This window comes from Thiothrix lacustris DSM 21227, from assembly GCF_000621325.1.
Taxonomy (GTDB): Bacteria; Pseudomonadota; Gammaproteobacteria; order Thiotrichales; family Thiotrichaceae; genus Thiothrix; species Thiothrix lacustris.
Genome location: NZ_JHYQ01000001.1, coordinates 1 through 19,747, shown reverse-complemented (window position 1 = coordinate 19,747; position 19,747 = coordinate 1). Strand labels below are relative to the sequence as shown.

The 19,747-nt window shown below is 54.9% G+C and carries 20 protein-coding genes; 12 read left to right on the top strand and 8 right to left on the bottom strand.

Translation table 11 applies throughout. The features are described from left to right. The first annotated feature begins 21 nt into the window (after positions 1-21). The 4 genes from hrcA to pgl are packed head-to-tail and all read left to right on the top strand — an operon-like array spanning position 22 to position 4,723. A complete protein-coding gene (gene hrcA, locus Q394_RS0100095) occupies positions 22-1,080 on the top strand; it encodes a heat-inducible transcriptional repressor HrcA (protein ID WP_028487483.1) in 1,059 nt (352 codons plus the stop codon). Positions 1,081-1,122: 42 nt separating this feature from the next. Beyond that, positions 1,123-2,571, top strand: coding sequence for a decarboxylating NADP(+)-dependent phosphogluconate dehydrogenase (gene gnd / locus Q394_RS0100090; RefSeq protein WP_028487482.1), 1,449 nt, complete (start codon positions 1,123-1,125; stop codon positions 2,569-2,571). Next, positions 2,568-4,067, top strand: coding sequence for a glucose-6-phosphate dehydrogenase (gene zwf, locus Q394_RS0100085; protein WP_028487481.1), 1,500 nt, complete (start codon positions 2,568-2,570; stop codon positions 4,065-4,067). Before gnd ends, zwf begins: the two co-directional genes overlap by 4 nt. Beyond that, positions 4,067-4,723: a 6-phosphogluconolactonase gene (gene pgl / locus Q394_RS0100080; protein ID WP_028487480.1), complete on the top strand. Its 657-nt coding sequence runs from the start codon at positions 4,067-4,069 to the stop codon at positions 4,721-4,723. Before zwf ends, pgl begins: the two co-directional genes overlap by 1 nt. Before the next feature lies 1 nt (position 4,724). Here the strand turns inward: pgl and Q394_RS0100075 are convergent, their stop codons facing one another. Continuing rightward, positions 4,725-6,266 carry an ATP-binding protein gene (locus Q394_RS0100075; protein ID WP_028487479.1) on the bottom strand — a complete coding sequence of 514 codons (1,542 nt, stop codon included), beginning with the start codon at positions 6,264-6,266 and terminating at the stop codon, positions 4,725-4,727. Between the two features lie 130 nt (positions 6,267-6,396). Between Q394_RS0100075 and hemB the strand changes: the two genes are divergently transcribed. Further along, positions 6,397-7,404 carry a porphobilinogen synthase gene (hemB, locus tag Q394_RS0100070; protein WP_028487478.1) on the top strand — a complete coding sequence of 336 codons (1,008 nt, stop codon included), beginning with the start codon at positions 6,397-6,399 and terminating at the stop codon, positions 7,402-7,404. After that, complete coding sequence (aroE, locus tag Q394_RS0100065; RefSeq protein WP_028487477.1) at positions 7,397-8,224, top strand: shikimate dehydrogenase; 828 nt, start codon at positions 7,397-7,399, stop codon at positions 8,222-8,224. Before hemB ends, aroE begins: the two co-directional genes overlap by 8 nt. Here aroE and Q394_RS0100060 read toward each other — a convergent pair. Continuing rightward, positions 8,210-8,803: a Maf family protein gene (locus Q394_RS0100060; RefSeq protein WP_028487476.1), complete on the bottom strand. Its 594-nt coding sequence runs from the start codon at positions 8,801-8,803 to the stop codon at positions 8,210-8,212. The two genes, aroE and Q394_RS0100060, sit on opposite strands and share 15 nt — an antisense overlap. Before the next feature lie 147 nt (positions 8,804-8,950). On the opposite strand from Q394_RS0100060, the gene Q394_RS0100055 reads away from it, so the two are divergent. The 6 genes from Q394_RS0100055 to Q394_RS0100030 all read left to right on the top strand — a co-directional run bounded on the left by Q394_RS0100055 (position 8,951) and on the right by Q394_RS0100030 (position 13,531). Beyond that, entirely contained in the window at positions 8,951-9,427 is a 477-nt protein-coding gene (locus Q394_RS0100055; protein ID WP_245606706.1) for a YceD family protein, read from the top strand. Positions 9,428-9,433: 6 nt separating this feature from the next. Continuing rightward, complete coding sequence (gene rpmF / locus Q394_RS0100050; RefSeq protein ID WP_028487474.1) at positions 9,434-9,628, top strand: 50S ribosomal protein L32; 195 nt, start codon at positions 9,434-9,436, stop codon at positions 9,626-9,628. Positions 9,629-9,698: 70 nt separating this feature from the next. Next, positions 9,699-10,727 (top strand): phosphate acyltransferase PlsX, encoded by a 1,029-nt coding sequence (gene plsX / locus Q394_RS0100045; protein WP_028487473.1) that lies wholly within the window; start codon positions 9,699-9,701, stop codon positions 10,725-10,727. Next, positions 10,724-11,692: a beta-ketoacyl-ACP synthase III gene (locus Q394_RS0100040; RefSeq protein ID WP_028487472.1), complete on the top strand. Its 969-nt coding sequence runs from the start codon at positions 10,724-10,726 to the stop codon at positions 11,690-11,692. Before plsX ends, Q394_RS0100040 begins: the two co-directional genes overlap by 4 nt. Beyond that, positions 11,692-12,177 (top strand): CYTH domain-containing protein, encoded by a 486-nt coding sequence (locus Q394_RS0100035; protein WP_028487471.1) that lies wholly within the window; start codon positions 11,692-11,694, stop codon positions 12,175-12,177. Before Q394_RS0100040 ends, Q394_RS0100035 begins: the two co-directional genes overlap by 1 nt. Before the next feature lie 7 nt (positions 12,178-12,184). After that, positions 12,185-13,531 carry a DEAD/DEAH box helicase gene (locus Q394_RS0100030; protein WP_028487470.1) on the top strand — a complete coding sequence of 449 codons (1,347 nt, stop codon included), beginning with the start codon at positions 12,185-12,187 and terminating at the stop codon, positions 13,529-13,531. Between the two features lie 30 nt (positions 13,532-13,561). On the opposite strand, the gene Q394_RS0100025 is transcribed toward Q394_RS0100030, so the two are convergent. From Q394_RS0100025 to Q394_RS23030, 6 genes are all read right to left on the bottom strand, one after another. Then, positions 13,562-14,728, bottom strand: coding sequence for a VWA domain-containing protein (locus Q394_RS0100025; RefSeq protein WP_028487469.1), 1,167 nt, complete (start codon positions 14,726-14,728; stop codon positions 13,562-13,564). After that, the gene (locus Q394_RS0100020) at positions 14,718-16,979 is read right to left on the bottom strand and encodes a DUF5682 family protein (RefSeq protein WP_028487468.1); all 2,262 of its coding nucleotides are present in this window, start codon (positions 16,977-16,979) and stop codon (positions 14,718-14,720) included. Before Q394_RS0100020 ends, Q394_RS0100025 begins: the two co-directional genes overlap by 11 nt. A gap of 10 nt (positions 16,980-16,989) precedes the next feature. Next, the gene (locus tag Q394_RS0100015; RefSeq protein WP_028487467.1) at positions 16,990-18,084 is read right to left on the bottom strand and encodes an ATP-binding protein; all 1,095 of its coding nucleotides are present in this window, start codon (positions 18,082-18,084) and stop codon (positions 16,990-16,992) included. A gap of 16 nt (positions 18,085-18,100) precedes the next feature. Further along, the gene (locus Q394_RS18500; RefSeq protein ID WP_051542534.1) at positions 18,101-19,381 is read right to left on the bottom strand and encodes a DUF5691 domain-containing protein; all 1,281 of its coding nucleotides are present in this window, start codon (positions 19,379-19,381) and stop codon (positions 18,101-18,103) included. Between the two features lie 13 nt (positions 19,382-19,394). After that, entirely contained in the window at positions 19,395-19,577 is a 183-nt protein-coding gene (locus tag Q394_RS18495) for a hypothetical protein (RefSeq protein ID WP_156946700.1), read from the bottom strand. A gap of 8 nt (positions 19,578-19,585) precedes the next feature. Further along, positions 19,586-19,747 (bottom strand): transposase (locus Q394_RS23030; protein ID WP_038139966.1); only part of this gene is annotated, 162 nt, incomplete at its 5' end.

The window sequence follows — 19,747 nt, the reverse complement described above, 5'->3', positions numbered from 1 at the left end:
TTTGCCCCTATAACTGTAGTCATGATAACGACACCGCATCCAGAATTGAACGAACGCGCCCGCCACATCCTCAAAGTGTTGGTGGAAAGCTATATCCAAGACGGGCAGCCCGTCGGTTCCCGCAACCTTGCCCGTAGCAGTGGGTTGGATTTGAGCGCTGCCACCATCCGCAATGTCATGGCTGATCTCGAAGAGATGGGCTATATCCGCGCCCCGCATACGTCAGCAGGGCGGATTCCCACCTCGCAGGGGTATCGCCTGTTTGTGGATGCGCTGGTCAATATCCGGCCGCTGGAAGAGCAAGCTTTCCATATTCTGCAAGGCCAGTTGAAAGCCGAGCGTGACCCGGCAGCCTTGATCCAGTCCGCATCCAGCCTGTTATCGGGTATTACCCAGTTGACGGGGGTGGTGAGTTTGCCCCGGCGCAACCCTTCCTCCATCCGCCAGATTGAGTTCCTGAGCCTGTCCAGTCGTCAGGTGCTGGCGATTCTGGTGATGAACCGCAATGAAGTGCAAAACCGCATTATCCAACTCGATACCGATGTCAGCTCCTCAGAGTTGCAGCAAGCCGCCAATTTCCTCAACGAACGTCTGATCGGCAAGGATTTGCAGCAAGCCCGTGCAGCCTTATTGGAAGAAATGCGTCAGCACCGCGAAGACATGAACCTGATGATGCTTTCCGCGATTGCCTTGGGTGAAAAAACCGTCGCTGATCTGGGCGAGGATAAGCAGGATGAAGATTGCGTGATTGCGGGCGAAACCAACTTGATGGGCTACGACGACCTGTCGGATATTACCAAGCTGCGCGAGTTGTTTGCTGCTTTTACCCGCAAGCGCGATATTCTGGGTTTGCTGGACAAGTGTTTGCAGGCCGATGGGGTTAAAATCTTCATCGGGCGCGAATCCGGGCAGGCGGTATTTGACGAATGCAGCCTCGTGACTGCACCCTATGAGGTGGATGGCGAACAGTTAGGCGTGCTCGGCGTGATTGGCCCGAAGCGGATGCCGTATGAACGGGTTATTCCCGTGGTCGATATTACTGCGAAATTGCTGAGTTTGGCGCTGAAGTCGCGCCATTAAGGATGATTCAATACATCACAATACATTAAAAAAGAGGTAAATATGGACACCACCACTAGCAATCTCGGCTTGATTGGCCTTGGCGTCATGGGTTCCAACCTGGCGCTGAACCTGAACGACAAAGGCTATTCCCTGAGCGTTTACAATCGCACCTATTCCCTCACCGAACAATTCATGCAGGAACATGCGCAAGGTCGCACCATTCGTTCCGCTGAAACGCTGTCCGAATTCGTCAACCAGCTCGATAGCCCGCGTATTGTACTGCTGATGATTACCGCAGGCCACGGGGTGGATGCAGTGATCGAGCAACTGCTGCCGCTGCTTAACCCCAATGACATCATTATCGACGGCGGCAATTCCAACTACAAAGACACGAACCGCCGCTGGAAAGAACTCACTGAAAAAGAAGGCATCCTTTTCGTTGGTATGGGCATTTCTGGCGGAGAAGAGGGTGCACGTCACGGCCCTTCGATGATGCCCGGCGGTGCTGTTGAGGCTTGGCCTGAGATTCGCAACATTTTCCAGAAAGCCGCCGCGCAAGTGGATGGCGAAGCCTGCTGCCAATGGCTGGGCGAAGGTGGTTCCGGTCACTACGTCAAGATGGTGCACAACGGCATCGAATACGGCGATATGCAACTGATCGCGGAAGCCTGCCACCTGATGCAACACGCACTGGGGATGGATTTCGACGCAATGGCGGACACGTTCGCGGCATGGAACAAGGGCAAGCTCGAATCCTACCTGATCGAAATTACCAGCGAAATTTTGCGCCACAAAGATGTTGACGGTAGTGCGTTGGTGACCAAAATCCTCGACCGCGCCGGGCAAAAAGGCACGGGTCTGTGGACGGCACAAGATGCGCTGGAACATGCCGTTCCGCTTACTTTGGTGACGGAAGCTGTCCATGCGCGGATGCTCTCTGCGCGTAAGGATGAGCGCGTCGTCGCCGCTAAATTACTGGGTGGCTTGGCGGAACCTGTTCCCGCCGAGCAGCATCAGGCGTATCTGGAGGCTATCCACGATGCGCTTTACGCTGCCAAGCTGGTGTCTTACGCACAAGGTTTCATGCTGATGCAAACTGCCGCGCAAGAATACGGCTGGAATCTGGCCTACGGTGATATTGCTTTGTTGTGGCGTGCCGGGTGCATTATCCGCAGCCGTTTCCTGGGTGACATCAAGGCCAGTTTTGCGCGTGAGCCTGTGCCGCAAAGCTTGCTGCAAGACCCATTTTTTGTCGGAGAGCTGAAACGCGCGGAAGCGGGTTGGCGTAAAACCGTGGCGCTGGCGGTGATGCAGGGTGTGCCTGCTCCGGCATTGTCTGCTGCATTATCTTTCTATGACGGTTATCGCTGTGCAGCGGGTTCCGCCAATATTTTGCAGGCGCAACGCGACTATTTCGGGGCGCATACCTATCAGCGTACTGACCGTGACCCGGCGCTGGCTTTCCATACACATTGGAACGGCGATGGTTCCGAGGAGCAAATGTCATGAGTTGTGGTGGTATTTCCCACGCCTACGTCATTTTCGGCGCAACCGGCAATCTGGCGGCAAACAAGCTGTTGCCAGCGCTGTACCAACTGCATTGCATGGGGCACATGGCGGAGGATGTGGAAATCCTCGGCTGTGGGCGCACCCCGTTTACGCAGGAAACCTGGCAGATAGAGGTGCGCAAGCAGTTTGTTGAGAGTGGCATCGCGGAAGATGCCTCACTCGACAGCTTCATTCAGCGTCTGGATTATTTGTCGGGTAGCTTGAAAGAAGCGGCGTTCTATCAGTCGCTGGGTGAATGGATCGGCAACGACGGCGAATGTGCCAATAACGTGATTTTCTATTTGTCAGTCAGCCCGGAGTTGTACGTGACGGTCACGGAAGGCTTGGCAGCAGCGCAATTGCTGGAAGAATCCCACGGCTGGCGACGCATGGTGATCGAAAAGCCTTTCGGTCACGATTTGGAATCCGCCCGCGAATTGCAGCACAGCCTCAGCGACCAGCTCAAGGAAGAGCAGATTTACCGTATCGACCATTACGTCGGCAAAGAGGCCGTGCAAAACTTGCTGGTGCTGCGTTTCGCCAACCTGATCCTCGAACCCTTGTGGAACCGTTACCACATCGACCACATCCAGATTACCCATGCCGAAACGGTGGGGGTGGATGGGCGTGCCAGCTATTACGACAATAGCGGTGGCGCGGTACGCGACATGATCCAGAGCCATTTGCTGCAAGTCATGGCCTTGCTGGCAATGGAACCGCCGGTGTCGATGGAGGCTGAAGCCTTGCGCAATGAAAAGGTTAAGGTGCTGCAATCCATCCGCCCGGTGAATTTGGAGCAACTTGCGACTCATGCGATACGCGGGCAATACGCGGCAGGTGAGGTTAAAGGTGTCGCTGTTCCCGGTTATTTGCAGGAAGAGGGCGTCGCGGCGGGGAGTCATACCGAATCCTACGCGGCCATGAAGCTCTACATCGACAACTGGCGCTGGAAGGATGTGCCGTTTTACCTGCGTACCGGCAAGCGTTTGCAGGAACGCCGTTCCATGGTGGCGGTGCGTTTCAAGCAGCCGCCGATGCAACTGTTTCAGGGCAGCGGCATTTATCAGCCGCATCCCAATTGGTTGCTGATTGGTATCCAGCCGGAAGACGCGGTGCGCATGGAAATTTCCGCGAAAGTGCCGGGGCTGGAAATGCATACCCGCCAGATCGTGATGGATGCCTCGGTCAGTACGCCGGGTGAGCGCAAGGCGGAAGCCTACGAGGAATTGTTGCTGGATGTGATCAAGGGCGACCGTTCGCTATTCCTGCGCTACGATGAAGTAAAGGCGGCGTGGACAGTGGTTGACCCGGTGATGCAACGTTGGGCGGAAGACGAGCAACTGCCGCTACAATACCCGGCAGGTGGCTGGGGGCCCAAAGCGGCAGAAAAGATTTTTGGTGATTCGGATAGAGCATGGCGGCAGTCGCTGTCGTGCAATGGTAAAGGAAGCAAATAATGTTATCGGTGGATACTCAAGTATTGGTGGATGCGGAAGCAGTGGCACAACAAGCGTGTGCTGAAATTGCAGCAGCGGCGCAGGCGGCGATTCACGAGCGTGGTGTGTTCCGGTTGGTGATGGCGGGGGGCGGCACGCCGCAGCGGGCGTATACTTTGCTGGCGGCAACCGCGCAGGATTGGGATAAGTGGGAAATTTTCTGGGGCGATGAGCGTTGCTTGCCGGTTGATCATCTGGAACGCAATTCGCAGATGAGCTTGCCTACCCCGCACCGTTTCCCGATTCCAGCAGAATTGGGGGCGGAAGCAGCGGCGGCGGCTTATGCGCAGACCATCCACGACAAGTTGCCGTTTGATATGGTGATGTTGGGCATGGGTGAAGACGGGCATACCGCGAGTTTGTTTCCGGGGTTCGCGGTTGCTGCTGGCTTAACGACTGCGGTACACAATGCGCCGAAGCCGCCGCCTGATCGGGTAAGTTTGACGGTGGAGGCTTTGCAAAACTGTCGGCAGCAATTGGTGCTGGTAACGGGGCAGGGCAAGGCTGAGGCAATGGCGCAATGGCGTAACGGTGAGCACTTGCCGATTGCGGTGGCGGTACGTGCCGATGCTTGTGTGCTGGTGGATGCAGCGGCATACGGTGAATCGTCGGTGTGAGTTAGATTTTCTCCCATTCAAACCCGACGATATTGCGGGTTTGTTTGCTGAATTCGATGCCTACCAAGTATAACTCGCGCCCGTCACGGTATTTGTCGGCGTAGTGTTTGGCTTTGATTTGTGCCATTGCACTTCCGTCGCTCTGTTCGCTATTCAGCACTTTGAACTCGAAAATAAATACTTTGTTTTCCACTATTACGGTTAGGTCGATGCGCCCGAAATGCGTGCTGTCTTCGGCGATGGTTTGTGCTCCGCACGCGACCATGTGACTGTAGAACACGCTGGCGTAATAGCCTTCGTATTGGTCAAGCGCATTATTGGTATACCACTGATAAGGAATGCTGGCGAAAAAGGCGTTCAAAATGTGGTGTAAGGCTTCCAGTTCGCCATCTGCTAAGGCTTGGTAGATTTTGAAGCCTACTTGGGCGGCATGACTGGATGTAGGAGTGAGTTCGCTCAGTAAATGCGTGTTGAGGCTGAGCTTTACTTCAATGTTAGGATAGCCCAATTCAAAGCCAAGTTGGTTGCCCATCTGAAGCGTTTTGTGGATGGTTAAGTAGCCTGTTTGAAACAGCAATACCTCGGCTGTCATCTTATCCACGTCAAAACTGCCTAGTTGGGTTTCATGTACCTTGAAACGTTCCAGTTCTGGCAGGTAATAGCGTCCGCTTTTTAACAGTTTCAGCAGGAAACTGGGCGTGGCTGTTTCAAACCAATAACTGCGGAATTGCTGGCCTTTGTCAATGAATAGCAGGATGTCGAACGGGTTGTAGACCGATTCACCTAACCAGTTGTAACCGTTATACCACTCACGTACTCGCGGCATATCTGCCCCGGCTAGGTGTTCACGGAAGTTATGTTCCAGTTCGCGTTGGGTGTAGCCGCACAGGGCGCTGTAACGGGCATCCAGCGTAATATCGTTGAGGTTGTTTAGTCCGCTGAAGAGAGAGACTTGGGAGAATTTGGACACGCCCGTTAGCAGCACGAAGTTCAGTAGCTTGTCGCGCCCTTTCAGCACCGAATAGAGGTTTTTCAAGCTATCCCGCAGTTCGGCGGCACGGGCAGGGTTATTGATTTGGTCGAGGATGGGCTTGTCGTATTCGTCGATCAGTACCACGGCGGGCTGTGAGTAGGCTTGTACACTGTCTTCAATCAACTGCACAAATTGTTGTGAAATCAGTCCTTCTGGTAGTTTGATCCCTAGCCGTTCGGCATTCTTTTTGAGTTGCCCTACTATGAATGTGTCCAGTTGCGCCCGGTCGGTATGTACGCCGTCGTTGAAGGTGATGTGGATGACGGGGTGTTTTTTCGTCCAGTCCCATAACGGGTGAATCGCTAATCCTTGAAACAGTGGTTCATTGCCCTCGAACAGTTCTTTGAGGGTGTCGACCAGCAAGGATTTACCGAAGCGGCGCGGGCGGGAGAGAAAGTAATACGTGCCGCTGTTGACCAGTTGGTGAATCAGCGCGGTTTTGTCCACGTAGACGCAATCATCGTTGAGGATGCTGCTGAGGGTGCTGATGCCAATGGGGAGTTTTTTCATTTTTGCCGTACCTTTCGGGAATACAGGCCAAGTATAGCGGAAGCACCCAGTGGTGATCATGCCGAATAGTTGGCATTCCCCCGACAAACGGGCAAAATAAGCGATCTTTCACCCACCTACAGGGCTTGTAATGGCAATTTACCCCGGAATGTTCCCTTATACCCGTATGCGCAGGATGCGCCGTGATGATTTTTCCCGCCGTTTGATGCGCGAAAATGTACTGACCGCGAATGATCTGATTTGGCCGGTCTTTGTGATGGAAGGCGAGAATCAGCGTGAAGCGATTGCCTCGATGCCGGGTGTGGAGCGCATCAGTATTGATCTGTTGGTAAAAGAAGCGCGGGAAGCTTTTGATCTGGGTATTCCGGCGATAGCGATTTTCCCGGTCACGCCGCAGGAAGCCAAAACCGATAAAGCCGAGGAAGCGTGGAACCCGGATGGGTTGGCGCAACGTGCGGTAAGGGCGGTCAAGGCCGCCGTGCCAGCACTGGGCGTGATTACGGATGTGGCGCTCGACCCGTTCACCTCCCACGGGCAAGATGGTTTGATGGATGAGAACGGCTATATCCTCAACGATGAAACCGTGTCGGCGTTGACCAAGCAAGCGCTGTCTCACGCAGAAGCGGGCGCGGATGTGGTCGCACCTTCCGACATGATGGACGGGCGTATCGGTGAAATCCGCGATGTGCTGGAACAGCACGGGCATTTGAATACGCGCATTCTGGCTTATTCCGCGAAGTATGCCTCCAGTTTTTATGGGCCATTTCGCGATGCGGTGGGTTCGGCGGCCAACTTGAAGGGTGGCAATAAATACAGCTACCAGATGGATCCTGCCAATTCCGACGAAGCCTTGTGGGAAGTCGCCCTCGACTTGCAGGAAGGCGCGGATATGGTGATGATCAAGCCGGGAATGCCGTATCTCGACATCGTGCGCCGCATTAAAGAAGAGTTCAAAGCCCCGACTTACGTCTACCACGTCAGCGGCGAATACGCGATGCTGAAAGCGGCAGGCATGAATGGCTGGATCAACGAAAAGGCTTGTGTGCTGGAAGCCTTGTTGGGCATGAAGCGGGCGGGGGCGGATGGTATTTTGACGTATTACGCTAAGCAGGTTGCTGAGTGGTTGAAACATGGTTGATAACTACGCGGTCTTCGGCAACCCCATTGCCCACAGCAAATCCCCACGTATCCACACCCTGTTTGGTGAGCAAACCGGCGGTGCGGTTGAATACGGCGCGATCTGTTCCGAGCCGGAAGAATTCGCGCAGGATGTGATGATGTTCCTCGTGGCAGGGGGCAAAGGCTGCAACGTCACCGTGCCCTATAAGCAGGAAGCGTGGGAACTGGCGGATGAGCTTTCCGACTACGCAGCCCGCGCCAAAGCCGTCAACACGCTGGCATTTAGTGAAGATGGTACGATGGTTGGCTATAACACGGATGGCATCGGGATTGTGCGTGACCTTCAGCAGAACCACGGTATTGCCCTGCAAGGCAAACGTATCCTGCTGTTGGGCGCAGGTGGCGCGGTGCGTGGTGTTTTGCAGCCTTTGTTGGAAGCACAGCCTGCCAGCCTGTTCATCGCCAACCGCACTGCCAGCAAAGCGCTGGAACTGGCACAGGATTTCGCTGAGTTCGGCAAGGTGTCCGGTGGTGGTTTTGCGGATATTGACGGTCAGTTTGACCTGATTATTAATGGCACGGCCGCCAGCTTGCAGGGTGAGTTGCCGCCACTGCCTGCTGGCTGTTTGGCTGCGGATGGGTGTACTTACGACATGATGTACAGCGCGAAACCCACCGCATTCGTGGCATGGGGCAGGGCGCAAGGCGCTGCCCAATCGCTGGATGGTTTGGGGATGCTGGTGGAACAAGCCGCCGAAGCATTTTTTATCTGGCGTGGTGTTCGCCCGTCAACCGCCCCGGTCTTGGCGCAACTGCGGGAAGAGTTAAGCCGCCAATAAGTTGATACCTGCCTGTTTGAGCATTTCGCTCAGACGAATCAGCGGCAGCCCCATCAATGCGCTGGGGTCGTCGCCGTACATGCGCTTGAATAAGGTAATCCCCAAACTTTCCGAGCGGAAACTGCCTGCACAGTTATACGGCTGATCTTTGCGTAAGTAAGCGTCAATTTCAGCACCCGTCAATTCGCGAAAATCCACTGAAAACGGCACGACATCCAGTTGGTAACTGCCATCACGGCTGTCATACAGGCACAAGCCGGTGAGGAATGCGACGGTTTCCCCCGAAGCATTCTGTAATTGTTTGACGGCATTTTCATGGCTGCCGGGCTTGCCGATGATTTGCTCGTGCAAGACCGCGCATTGGTCAGAGCCAATGATCAGGGCATCAGGGTGTTGCGCGGCTACCGCTTGGGCTTTTTGCAAGGAAAGGCGCAATACCATGTTACGGGCGCTTTCGTCTGGCAGCCGGGTTTCATCAATATCCGGGGCGGCGGTCTCGAAGGGGGTATGCAGGCGCTGCATTAATTCGCGCCGGTAAGGGGAAGTGGAGCCAAGGACTAAGGTTCGCGTTATCGTCATCGTTGAAGAGTATCCCAATAAAAAAACAGAAATTTCTTTACACATCATAGGCTGGATTCATATAATCCCGCGCTTATGTTGAATAGACTACCCGTAGACGTTAATCCTTTTAAACTGGTTGAGCAAGAAAGATGCTTAGCCGGTGTTATGCCGTTGCAAAAATTGCCGCGTTTGGCAGAGATTGCCTTGGATGGCACAGAAGATGTCGAGGTGACATTGGACTTTACCCGCAGTGTTGGGAAACGTCCCATGATCAAGGGTCATATCCGTGGTAATATCGTGTTGGAATGCCAACGCTGTATGCAGCCGGTAACCATTGCCCTTGATGCGCCCCTACAAGTAGCACTGACAACGTTTGAGTCGGATGAACGTCCCGAACAGGAAGGCTTAGAAGCTTGGCTGATCGAGGATGAACGGCTGTTTATACAGGATTTCGTTGAAGATGAAATTCTTCTGGCCTTGCCCTTAGTGGCAAAGCACGAGCAGTGTGAACCGTTACGCAAGCTGATTGAAGCTTTGCCGTCGGATGAGCCTGTCACAGAAAGTGAGCAAGTGGATGATGTTGCGGCAAATGCCAAAAAAAATCCCTTTGCAGTTTTAAAAGATTGGAAAAAAACGGAGTAACAGACGATGGCAGTCGGTCAAGCTCGAATGACTCGTTCAAAACGCGGTATGCGTCGCTCACACGATGCACTGAAGAACCCTACCTTGTCAGTTGATGCAACGTCTGGTGAAACTCACCTGCGTCACCACATGACTAAAGACGGTTTCTACCGTGGTCGTCAGATCATCAAAACAGCGGTTGAAGTGGACGACGAAGCCTAAGTGGCAAGTTGTAGAAATCGTACAAAATCGCGGGCTTGACCCGCGATTTTTTTTCAGGAGAGGGGATAGCATGGCTGAACGGTATCGCATCGCGCTGGATGCGATGGGCGGAGATCATGGGTTATCGGTGGTGGTTCCAGCCGCATTGGAAGCCCTGAAACAATACAATGACATCGCGCTGATTTTGGTGGGTGATGAAACTCAAATCAAGGCAGCGTTGAGTCAGCACAATACCATTTCGATGGACAATCTCACCATACACCACGCTTCTCAAGTGGTGCAGATGGATGAAGCACCGGCTACTGCCCTAAAAAATAAAAAAGATTCCTCAATGCGCGTCGCCATTAATTTGGTAAAAGCTGGTGAAGCTGATGCAGCTGTCAGTGCAGGTAATACTGGTGCACTCATGGCAACGGGGCGTTTTGTCTTGAAAACCTTGCCCGGTATCGATCGTCCGGCGATTTGCAGCATCCTGCCGTCGATGAAAGGTCATACCCATATGCTGGATTTAGGGGCGAATGTCGACTCGGAAGCAGAGCACCTCTACCAATTTGCCTTGATGGGTTCAGAACTTACCAAAGCCATCGACAACAACCCTAACCCCCGAGTCGGCTTGCTTAATATCGGGCAAGAGGCCATCAAAGGTAACGAGCAAGTCAAAGCAGCTAATGCCTTGTTGCAAGGTAGCCCATTGAATTACATCGGCTATGTGGAAGGGGATGACATCTACCACGGCAATGTCGATGTGGTGGTGTGTGATGGTTTTGTCGGTAATGTTGCCCTCAAAACCAGCGAAGGTTTGGCGAAAATGATTTCTGCTCATCTCAAGCAAGGTTTTAAAGCTAACTTGTTCACCAAATTGGCGGGTCTTATTTCGATGCCCGTGCTCAAATCATTTCGCAGCAAATTTGATCCCAGAGGTTATAATGGGGCAAGTTTGTTGGGATTGCAGGGTATCGTGGTCAAGAGTCACGGTGGTGCTGATAGTGTGGCTTTTGCCAACGCCATTGGTATTGCCCGCACCGAAGTTATCGAAAAAGTCCCGCAGCGTATTCACAAGCAGTTAGAACAGTTGCTCGCACAGAGGCAGAAAGCATGATGTATTCGCGTATTACGGGTACTGGCAGTTACTTGCCGGAAAAAATCCTGACCAATAAAGACCTCGAAAAAATGGTCGATACCACTGATGAGTGGATTTTTGAGCGTACTGGTATCCGTGAGCGTCATGTTGTAGAAACGGAAAGTGCCTCTGATTTAGCAGAACACGCCGCTCGCCGTGCCTTGGAAATGGCGGGTAAACGTCCTGAAGATGTTGACCTGATTATTGTCGGCACATCCACCCCCGACTTAGTGTTTCCGAGTACCGCTTGTTTGCTGCAAAGCAAGCTCGGCATTCGCAACGGTGCGGCGGCGTTTGATGTCAATGCGGCCTGTGCTGGCTTTGTCTTTGCCTTGAGTATTGCTGACAAGTTTGTGCGCACTGGCACGAGCAAATGCGCTCTTGTGGTGGGTGCAGAAGCCATGTCGAAGATCATGAACTGGGAAGATCGCGGTACATGCATTTTGTTTGGCGATGGCGCAGGTGCTATCGTTATCGAGGCGAGTGAAGAACCGGGCATCCTGTCTACGCACGTTCACGCCGATGGCGCTTACGACCAATTATTGAATGTGAATGGTGGTATTTCGCGGGATTTAGACGTACTGCAACGCGATGGCCCGCAATTGCAAATGCGCGGCAACGAAGTATTTAAAGTAGCCGTCAATACCTTAGGGCGCATTGTGGATGAAACCCTTGAAGCTAACGGTATGACCAAAGCCGATGTGGACTGGTTAGTACCACATCAAGCCAATATCCGCATTATTCAAGCCACCGCGAAAAAACTGGATATGCCGATGGATCACGTGGTAGTGACGGTCGAGTCACACGGCAATACTTCATCTGCTTCCGTGCCACTGGCTTTGGATACTGCCGTGCGTGACGGACGCATTAAACGCGGTGAAATCGTCTTGCTGGAAGCCTTCGGCGGCGGCTTTACTTGGGGTTCTGCCTTAGTGAAGTTCTAATGGCAACTGAAATCGAACGTAAATTTTTATTGGTGTCGGATGCATGGCGGGCTTTGATCAGCCGTTCAGAGACTTTCCGGCAAGGCTATTTGAGCAGTAGCAAACACGCTTCAGTGCGGGTACGCATTGCCGATGACACCGCAACGCTCAATATCAAGGGCATGACGCTTGGCGTACAACGCCCTGAATACGAATACGACATTCCGTTGGCTGATGCGACGGAATTACTGGATCAGCTGTGCACCCGCCCGCTGATTGAAAAGACCCGCCATTTCGTCGAGTTTGGCGGCAAACTGTGGGAAATCGATGAATTCCACGGTGACAACGCAGGCTTAATTGTCGCGGAAGTCGAACTCGATGCGCCGGACGACGTAATTCCCATGCCCACTTGGGCAGGTAGGGAAGTTTCACATTTGAAACGCTATTACAACGTCCGTCTTACCCAATATCCCTACAGCCAATGGTTGGCTGAGGAACGAGGTTAATTAAACAATGCTATTTTCTGAACTCGGCTTGTCCGAGCCGCTGTTGCGTGCCATCAGCGAACAGGGTTATGACACCCCAACTCCCATTCAAGCACAAGGTATCCCTGCGGTGCTCTCCGGGCGCGACATTATGGCCGCTGCCCAAACCGGTACGGGCAAAACTGCTGGTTTCACCTTACCGATGCTGCACTTGCTTTCGGCTAACGGCAACCAGCCTAAATCCAATCATATCCGCGCCCTCGTGCTGACCCCAACCCGCGAACTCGCGGCACAGGTTGGCGAAAGCGTGCGTGACTACGGCAAGCATCTGCCGATCAGCTCTACCGTGGTGTTTGGTGGCGTGAGTGCCAACCCGCAAATGATGGCCTTGCGCCGTGGGCTGGATGTACTGGTGGCAACACCGGGGCGTTTGCTGGACTTGTACGACCAGAATGCCGTGAGGTTTTCCCAAGTGGAAATGCTGGTGCTGGACGAAGCTGACCGCATGTTGGACATGGGCTTCATCCGCGACATCCGCAAGATTCTGGCTTTACTGCCGAAGCGTCGTCAAACCCTGCTGTTCTCTGCCACGTTTTCCGATGACATCGTGGCACTGACCAAGGGCTTGTTGAATAACCCGGTACAAATCTCGGTCAGCCCGCGCAATGCAGCAGCCAAGACGGTTACACAGTCGGTTTACCTGATTGATAAAGCCCGTAAAACGTCCTTATTGAGTCATTTGATTCGTGAGAATCAGTGGGAACAGGTGCTGGTCTTCTCGCGTACCAAGCACGGCGCGAACCGTTTGGCTGAAAAGCTTGAGCGTGATGGTGTTACCGCCGCCGCTATCCACGGCAACAAAAGCCAAGGGGCGCGAACCAAAGCACTGGCCGATTTCAAGCAAGGCAATATCCGTGTATTGGTGGCAACCGACATCGCTGCACGTGGTCTGGACATTGAACAGTTGCCGCACGTTATCAACTTCGAGCTGCCGAATGTCTCGGAAGACTACGTACACCGCATTGGGCGTACCGGGCGTGCAGGTGCAACGGGTGAAGCGATTTCCTTGGTTGAACCGGAAGAATACGGTTTCCTGAAAGGCATCGAAAAACTCATCAAGCAGCAATTACCGCGTGAAACATTGCCGACCATCAGTGTTGCGCCGACCCGTCAATTGACCGCCGCCGAGATTGCCAAGGATGCGGAAGCTGATCGTCCGCGCCCTGCCCAGCATCGTCCTGCGAATCGCCGTAGCAGCTCGCAGAAGAGTGATGTCCGCAAAGCGGCTGGCTTGCCGCCGGTGAAAAAAGCCGAAGGTGCTGCCAGCAAGCCGCGTCGCCGTCGCCCTAATAAGCCGAAAGCAGGCGTCGCGTAAGCTGGTTCCAGCCAGATGTAGAGGGCAACCTTAGCGTTGCCCTTGTTGTGTCACAATTCCTTCCTTCGCTGCCCATACCCCTAAATCCTGCTTGCCCAGCGCATTGGCCATCAGTGCCGGGAACTGGTCAGGCGTGCAGGCAAAGGTCGGAATCCCCAACGCCGCAAATTTCGCCGCCATGTCATGATCGTAGAACGGTGCACCTTCGTCACTCAACGCCAGCAGGGAAATCACCTGTACGCCAGACGCCACCAGTGTTGCCACCCGTTTGAGCATTTCCTTGGCATTCCCGCCTTCGTACAAGTCGCTGATCAGGATGAATACGGTATCGTCCGGGCGTGAAATCAAGCCCTGACAGTAACCCACCGCACGGTTGATGTCGGTGCCGCCGCCGAGTTGCAAGCCGAACAGCAAATCCACCGGATCATCATGCAATTCATCGGTCAAATCGACGATAGCCGTATCGAATACCACCATTTTGGTACTCAGTGCGGGCATGGATGCCATTACCGCTGCGAAAATACTCGAATACACCACCGACGGAGCCATCGAACCGCTTTGGTCGATACACAGCACCACTTCCTTGAGGGCTGAACGCTTGCGCCCGTAGCCGATCAGCTTGTCCGGCACGATGGTGTTGTATTCCGGCAGGTAGTTTTTGATATTGGCGCGGATGGTGCGGTTCCAGTCGATTTCCTGCAAACGTGGGCGGCGGTTACGCACGGCGCGGTTGAGTGCGCCCTTGACGGCTTGCTGCATCGGCTGTTGCAGACGGCTTAGTAATTCCTCTACCACTTTGGCGACGACTTGGCGGGCGGTGTCCTTGGTTTTGCCGGGGATCACGTTTTTGAGTGAAATCAGGGTGGCGACCAGATGGATGTCGGCTTCAACCGCCTGCAAGACTTCCGGCTCCAGCAGCAACTGGCGCAAACCGAGGCGTTCGATGGCATCCTGCTGGATGACGCGCACCACCGTGGCGGGGAAATACTGGCGGATGTCGCCCAGCCAGCGGGTGACGTTGGGGGCGGAAGCACCCAAACTGCCACAGCGTCCGCCCGTGTTTGCACCATCACCGTAGACGGCGGCGAGGCACTGATCCATGCCTTGCTCCATGCTGCTGAGGGTGCAGCCGATGCCGTCGGCTTCGCCACCACCGAGAATTAAGCGCCAGCGTTTTTGGCGGGTTTCAGCTTGCATGTATTACCTCCAGTCCCAGAATCATCGCGACCAATGGCAAGGCTGCCTCGGCGCGGCTTGCATCCATGTCATTGGTTGCGCTTGTGACAGGCAAGGCCGCTTGCCCTTGTTTGACCCGTTCGCCCATTTGCCGACGTTCCGGTGCGGTAAAAGTGGCAAAGGTGCGGCGTAATACCGGCAGCAATTGCTGGAAAGTCTCATCGCCCAACGTGCTGATCCAGCGGTCAATCAGGTTCCACAAGGTTTCGTCGTAGATGAGCAATTGCCCACTGTCACGCAGGAAGCCGTCGATCCAAGCGGCGGCTTGCGCGGGGTCATTGGCGGTCGACAGTGCCAACCCGAAACGGCGTGCGCTTTCATCTTCCGCCACCGCACCGGATTGCAGCAGTAGACGGCAACAACGCCCAGCCAGCAAGGTGTGCAAGCCGTGTTGGTCGAGTAGGGCTTGCAAGGTTTGTGTCCATTGCTGGCTGAAGCTGTCGTCATCCAGCAAGTTAACCGCTTCCTGCACTGATTGGATGTGTTTGAACATGGCTTCGGCAGCTTCTTCATTGAGCGCACTGCACGCATTGGGCAGGCCAATGCAGATGCGCGTCACCATGCCGGTGACAACGTGGCTGACCTGTTCGACCGAGGTTTTGCGTACATCGCCGTAACGTAACAGGCGAGCCAGCTCTGGCAAGGCTTGCATCAGGTGTACGATGTCGCTGCTGATCGCGGCTTCGGCTTGCAGGCGTTGCATCAGGACATCCACCGCGTTGGGCAGGTTGGCGTAGAGGGATTCATGCGCCATGCTGGCGAGCTGTTCCAGCGAATGCGTGTCTTGTGCCTGTTTGATCAGCTTGTGGGTGGCCGCTTCCGCAAGGGTATTGCCCCAGAATCCGGCTTCGATCAGGCGGATGGCGAATTCGGGTTGCCACAAGGTGCGCCAGCTTTCCTTGAAGGTACCTTTGCCGTTGGCGCGCTTGCCACCTTTACCCCAGTCGATGCCGAGAAGCTGGAGGCGACGTAGCAAGTAACTGCGTTCGAGATCGGTGGATTTACGCAGGTCGAGCAGCAAGTCGGCGTCACTGGCAGAAGGTTTGAGGCGCAGGCGTTTTTGTTCCTGTGTCAAATCCTGTTGCAGCGGGGTTTGCGGGGTTTCATCGGGTACGCTACCCAAGGCTTCGCCGACCAGTAACTTGCGGTGCAGCAGTTGCATGGGGGTAGCATCGCCGAAGAGCATGACGCTTTGCACCGCTTCGTTCAGTTCTGCCAGACCGGGGCGCGGGCGGTTGCGCATCGCGGCGACGGTTTCCGCCAAACGCACGGTTTCAATAATGTGGGCGGAAGAAATGTCGAGTCCTTGAGCGCGGAAAGTGTGCGCTACCCGCGTCAACCAGCGGGTTTGTAGGGGCGAATGGCATACGCCCGCTTCACTGCATTTCCAGAGATGTGCGTACCAACCGGGGGCATCCACGCCCGCACCGTAGCCGCTGGCTGAACTGAGGCGTTCGTGCGTCCACGGAACCCAAGTCGCCGTTGTTTTGAGCTTGGGTAAGCCTTTGAGCAAGGCGTCATCGGCTTTGGCAGAGGGTAAGGTTTGCAGTACGGGGGCGTGCCATGCGCCACACACCACGGCAATGGTCTGGAATCCGTCTTTGTTGGCCTGACGGATGGTTTTACGCATGTGGGCTTCGCGCAGTTGTTCGCGCTCGTATTCGGCAGTGTCACGCGGGCAATCGGTATCGACTTCATTGCGCAGGGCAGTCATTGCCTCAAGGATGGCTTGGAACAGTTGGCTGGAATCCTGGCGTTCCTCGACCATGTGTTCCCACCAACGCTCGCTGTCGGCGTAACCTGCCGCCTCTGCCAGCAAGGCCAGCGGGTCACGACGAATAACGGCGGAAGCGTTTGGCTCATCGGCGGCTTCAACAGACTCGGCGGCTTTGTCGCGGGCGAAGCTGTTCCCCACGGGCAAATCCATAAAGCGCACGGGAATCTGCTGTGCCAATGCGTAGCGGATTGCCTGCCATTCCGGGGAATAGTCGGCGAAAGGGTAGTACACGGCGCGTTGCGGCTCATCCGGTGCGTACAGCAGCAGGGCAACCGGCGGCTGCATTTGCTCGTGCGCCGCCAGCGGCAGAATGCTGTCGGCTTCGGGCGGGCCTTCGATCAGAATGCAGTCCGGCTGCAAGGCGCTTAATGCCTGCACAAGGCTGCGAGCGGAGCCGGGGCCGTGGTGGCGGATGCCGAAAACGTGATGTGGCATGGGTTTTACCTCACAATGCTTCGCGGCAAGCCCGGTACAAATCTTTCCAGTCCGAACGCTCTTTCACCACTGTTTCGAGGTATTCCTTCCACACCACGCTGTCTTGCACCGGGTCTTTGATGACCGCGCCGATGATGCCGGAAGCTATATCCCGCGCGGTCAGGCTGCCGTCACCAAAGTGGGCAGCTAGCGCCATGCCGCTGCCAACGACAGAAATCGCTTCGGCGGTACTCAGTGTGCCGGTGGGTATTTTGAGCTTGGTTTTACCATCAGCGGTTACGCCACTGCGCAATTCGCGGAATATGGTCACAATGCGGCGGATTTCAGCCAGTGCGGGTTTTTCCGCAGGCAATTCCAGCGCTCGCCCAAGGCTGGCAACGCGGCGGTCGACGATGGCGGCTTCCTCATCCAGCGTGTCGGGGATCGGTAAAATCACGGTATTGAAACGGCGTTTCAGCGCACTCGATAGCTCGTTCACGCCCTTGTCGCGGTTGTTGGCGGTGGCAATCAGGTTGAAGCCTTTTTGCGCTTGGCATTCGGTATTGAGTTCGGGGATCGGCAGCATTTTTTCCGAGAGGATGGTGATCAACGTATCCTGCACATCCGCCGGAATACGGGTCAGTTCTTCCACCCGTGCAATCAGGCCGTGCTGCATCGCGTGCATGATGGGGCTGGCAATCAGCGCGTCATGCGAGGGGCCTTTGGCGATCAGTTGTGCGTAGTTCCAGTTGTAACGCATGGTTTCTTCGCCCGTACCTGCCGTGCCTTGCACGATCAGGGTGGAACGCCCGGAAATGGCAGCGGCGAGGTGTTCCGATACCCACGATTTGGCGGTTCCCGGCAGGCCGTACAACAGCAGCGCCCGGTCAGTCGCCAACGTGGAAATCGCAATTTCCATCAAACGGGCATTGCCGATGTATTTGGGGCTGATCTCAATGCCGCCATCGAGTTTGCCGCCAAGCAAATAAGTACGCACCGCCCACGGTGACAACACCCAATTGGGTGGGCGGGCATGGGTATCGGCTTCGCGCAGGGCGGCGAGTTCATGGGCAAATTCGTTTTCAGCATGTTGGCGCAGAACGGCTTTGAGGGTGTTGTCGCTCATGTTTTTATCCTTGGTGTTAAGCATTTTCCAGCGCGGCGAGCATGTCGGCTCGAAAGCGCAGGGTGAACAGGGTTTGGTTCAGAAGGCGATGCAGCGGGTGGTCTTCGGCTTGTAAGGGTTCCCGTAGGGTAGAGACAAATTCATCGACACAGGCAGGGTCTAGGTGGGTGGTACTGTGGCGTAATATGTTGTCCATGATATAAGCATGATGCTGTGTGTATTGTGGCAGTATCGCCAGTACCTGACGCGAAAATGCCTGATCCCACGGGTGCGGCAAGTAGGTCAGTATATTCAGCATGGTTACTGTGTTGTGTTGGGCTAACAAGGTGAGTGCGATGCGTTCGGCTTGCGCGGGTTCCAGCCGTTGCCAGAGGGATGAATCGCTTGCATCATTATGGGTTAGCCAGATTTCTGCCCATGCCGTATCGGGATAACGTGCCAGTGCCTGCTGCCAGCCTGCCAATAATGCATCTTTCCATTCGTTACCTTGTGCCAGTATCAGCAGGTCGTGAGGGGTAAGTTGCCAGCGTTGCGTCCATGCAACGGGCGGAACGTAAGACAATGCCTGTTCCAGCCACCATGCCTTCGCACCTTTGCCTTGCGGTGGTTTTTCTTCAATGCCGTCGCGTAACCAGCTTTTGTCCCATGTTTCCGGCAGATTGACCTGCAAGGTTTTTTTGCCCCCCAGTTTATTGAGCAAGCCGGTTTTGGTTTGTATTGCCAGCCAATGGACGAGCCGGGTTTGCATTCGCTGGCTGAAGGCGGAATCCGGTAATGCGCCCAGTAATTCGGCGGCTAATTGGCGCACGCCTTTGCTGCGGTCATCGAGACAGGTTTCTAGCCATGCTTCATCTGCCATGCCGAGATTGGTTTGCAGTGCTTGTAGCAATTCTTGCCTTACTGGCGCAGCTTCCTGTTTCCACACCGCTTGCAATAGCTCACGGGCTTCCGCTGGCTGATGGGGGCGCAATTGGCGCAGGTATTCGGCACGTTGTGCGGGGTTACCTTCTTCCCAAATACTGACGTCGTGGTCGGCAGTTTCTAGCGTCAGTGTCAGCAGGCGTTGCCAGTCGGGATGCTGGTTGCAAAGCCAGTGCCCACGTTGCCCGATCACCGCGCTGATGGCCGGGCGAATGGCGCGGCTTTGTTGGGCTTGCTCCATCAGGGCAGGAATGAAGGTTGTTGGTACGCGCAAACTTTTGGCTGCGACACGTTCCAGCCAGCCATGCAGCAGGGGGTGCAAATGACTGTCTGCCAGCATTCGCCGCAGGTGCATTTCAGCGGCAGGTGGGATCAAGGGCAAATCCGGTTTAACGAGGGTGTAGAAAAACCCGAATCTGATCATCCCATCCAGATCGGGCAGTCATTTTTTTGAACATCCCAAACGACCGGGCGTTTTTTTCAGCGTTGCCGACTTCCTGCTTCCCCATAACGCCCTGAATGCCACCTGATACGCTCAATACGGTGCATTTTTGCGTGTTTGGCAGCATCATTTCCCCCTTCATGCGACATACCCGTAATGTGCCAGCTTTTCGAGGTTGTGCATCAGGCAAAACAGTTTCCATTGCCCGTCCACTTTGGCTTTGCTGCGCAAGGTGAAGCGGTGCAGGCGTTTGTTGCCGCGCAAGTTCCCAAACACGGGTTCGACGGTGGCGAAGCGTTG

What these genes read in the sequence shown, in the direction of transcription:
- Q394_RS0100075 (WP_028487479.1), bottom strand. Translation starts at nt 6,266, where the DNA reads ATGAAAAAACTCCCCATTGGCATCAGCACCCTCAGCAGCATCCTCAAC.
- rpmF (WP_028487474.1), top strand. Translation starts at nt 9,434, where the DNA reads ATGGCAGTCGGTCAAGCTCGAATGACTCGTTCAAAACGCGGTATGCGT.
- hemB (WP_028487478.1), top strand. Translation starts at nt 6,397, where the DNA reads ATGGCAATTTACCCCGGAATGTTCCCTTATACCCGTATGCGCAGGATG.
- gnd (WP_028487482.1), top strand. Translation starts at nt 1,123, where the DNA reads ATGGACACCACCACTAGCAATCTCGGCTTGATTGGCCTTGGCGTCATG.
- hrcA (WP_028487483.1), top strand. Translation starts at nt 22, where the DNA reads ATGATAACGACACCGCATCCAGAATTGAACGAACGCGCCCGCCACATC.
- Q394_RS0100030 (WP_028487470.1), top strand. Translation starts at nt 12,185, where the DNA reads ATGCTATTTTCTGAACTCGGCTTGTCCGAGCCGCTGTTGCGTGCCATC.
- plsX (WP_028487473.1), top strand. Translation starts at nt 9,699, where the DNA reads ATGGCTGAACGGTATCGCATCGCGCTGGATGCGATGGGCGGAGATCAT.
- Q394_RS0100060 (WP_028487476.1), bottom strand. Translation starts at nt 8,803, where the DNA reads ATGACGATAACGCGAACCTTAGTCCTTGGCTCCACTTCCCCTTACCGG.
- Q394_RS0100040 (WP_028487472.1), top strand. Translation starts at nt 10,724, where the DNA reads ATGATGTATTCGCGTATTACGGGTACTGGCAGTTACTTGCCGGAAAAA.
- Q394_RS0100035 (WP_028487471.1), top strand. Translation starts at nt 11,692, where the DNA reads ATGGCAACTGAAATCGAACGTAAATTTTTATTGGTGTCGGATGCATGG.
- Q394_RS0100055 (WP_245606706.1), top strand. Translation starts at nt 8,951, where the DNA reads ATGCCGTTGCAAAAATTGCCGCGTTTGGCAGAGATTGCCTTGGATGGC.
- pgl (WP_028487480.1), top strand. Translation starts at nt 4,067, where the DNA reads ATGTTATCGGTGGATACTCAAGTATTGGTGGATGCGGAAGCAGTGGCA.
- Q394_RS18495 (WP_156946700.1), bottom strand. Translation starts at nt 19,577, where the DNA reads ATGATGCTGCCAAACACGCAAAAATGCACCGTATTGAGCGTATCAGGT.
- Q394_RS0100025 (WP_028487469.1), bottom strand. Translation starts at nt 14,728, where the DNA reads ATGCAAGCTGAAACCCGCCAAAAACGCTGGCGCTTAATTCTCGGTGGT.
- aroE (WP_028487477.1), top strand. Translation starts at nt 7,397, where the DNA reads ATGGTTGATAACTACGCGGTCTTCGGCAACCCCATTGCCCACAGCAAA.
- zwf (WP_028487481.1), top strand. Translation starts at nt 2,568, where the DNA reads ATGAGTTGTGGTGGTATTTCCCACGCCTACGTCATTTTCGGCGCAACC.
- Q394_RS0100015 (WP_028487467.1), bottom strand. Translation starts at nt 18,084, where the DNA reads ATGAGCGACAACACCCTCAAAGCCGTTCTGCGCCAACATGCTGAAAAC.
- Q394_RS0100020 (WP_028487468.1), bottom strand. Translation starts at nt 16,979, where the DNA reads ATGCCACATCACGTTTTCGGCATCCGCCACCACGGCCCCGGCTCCGCT.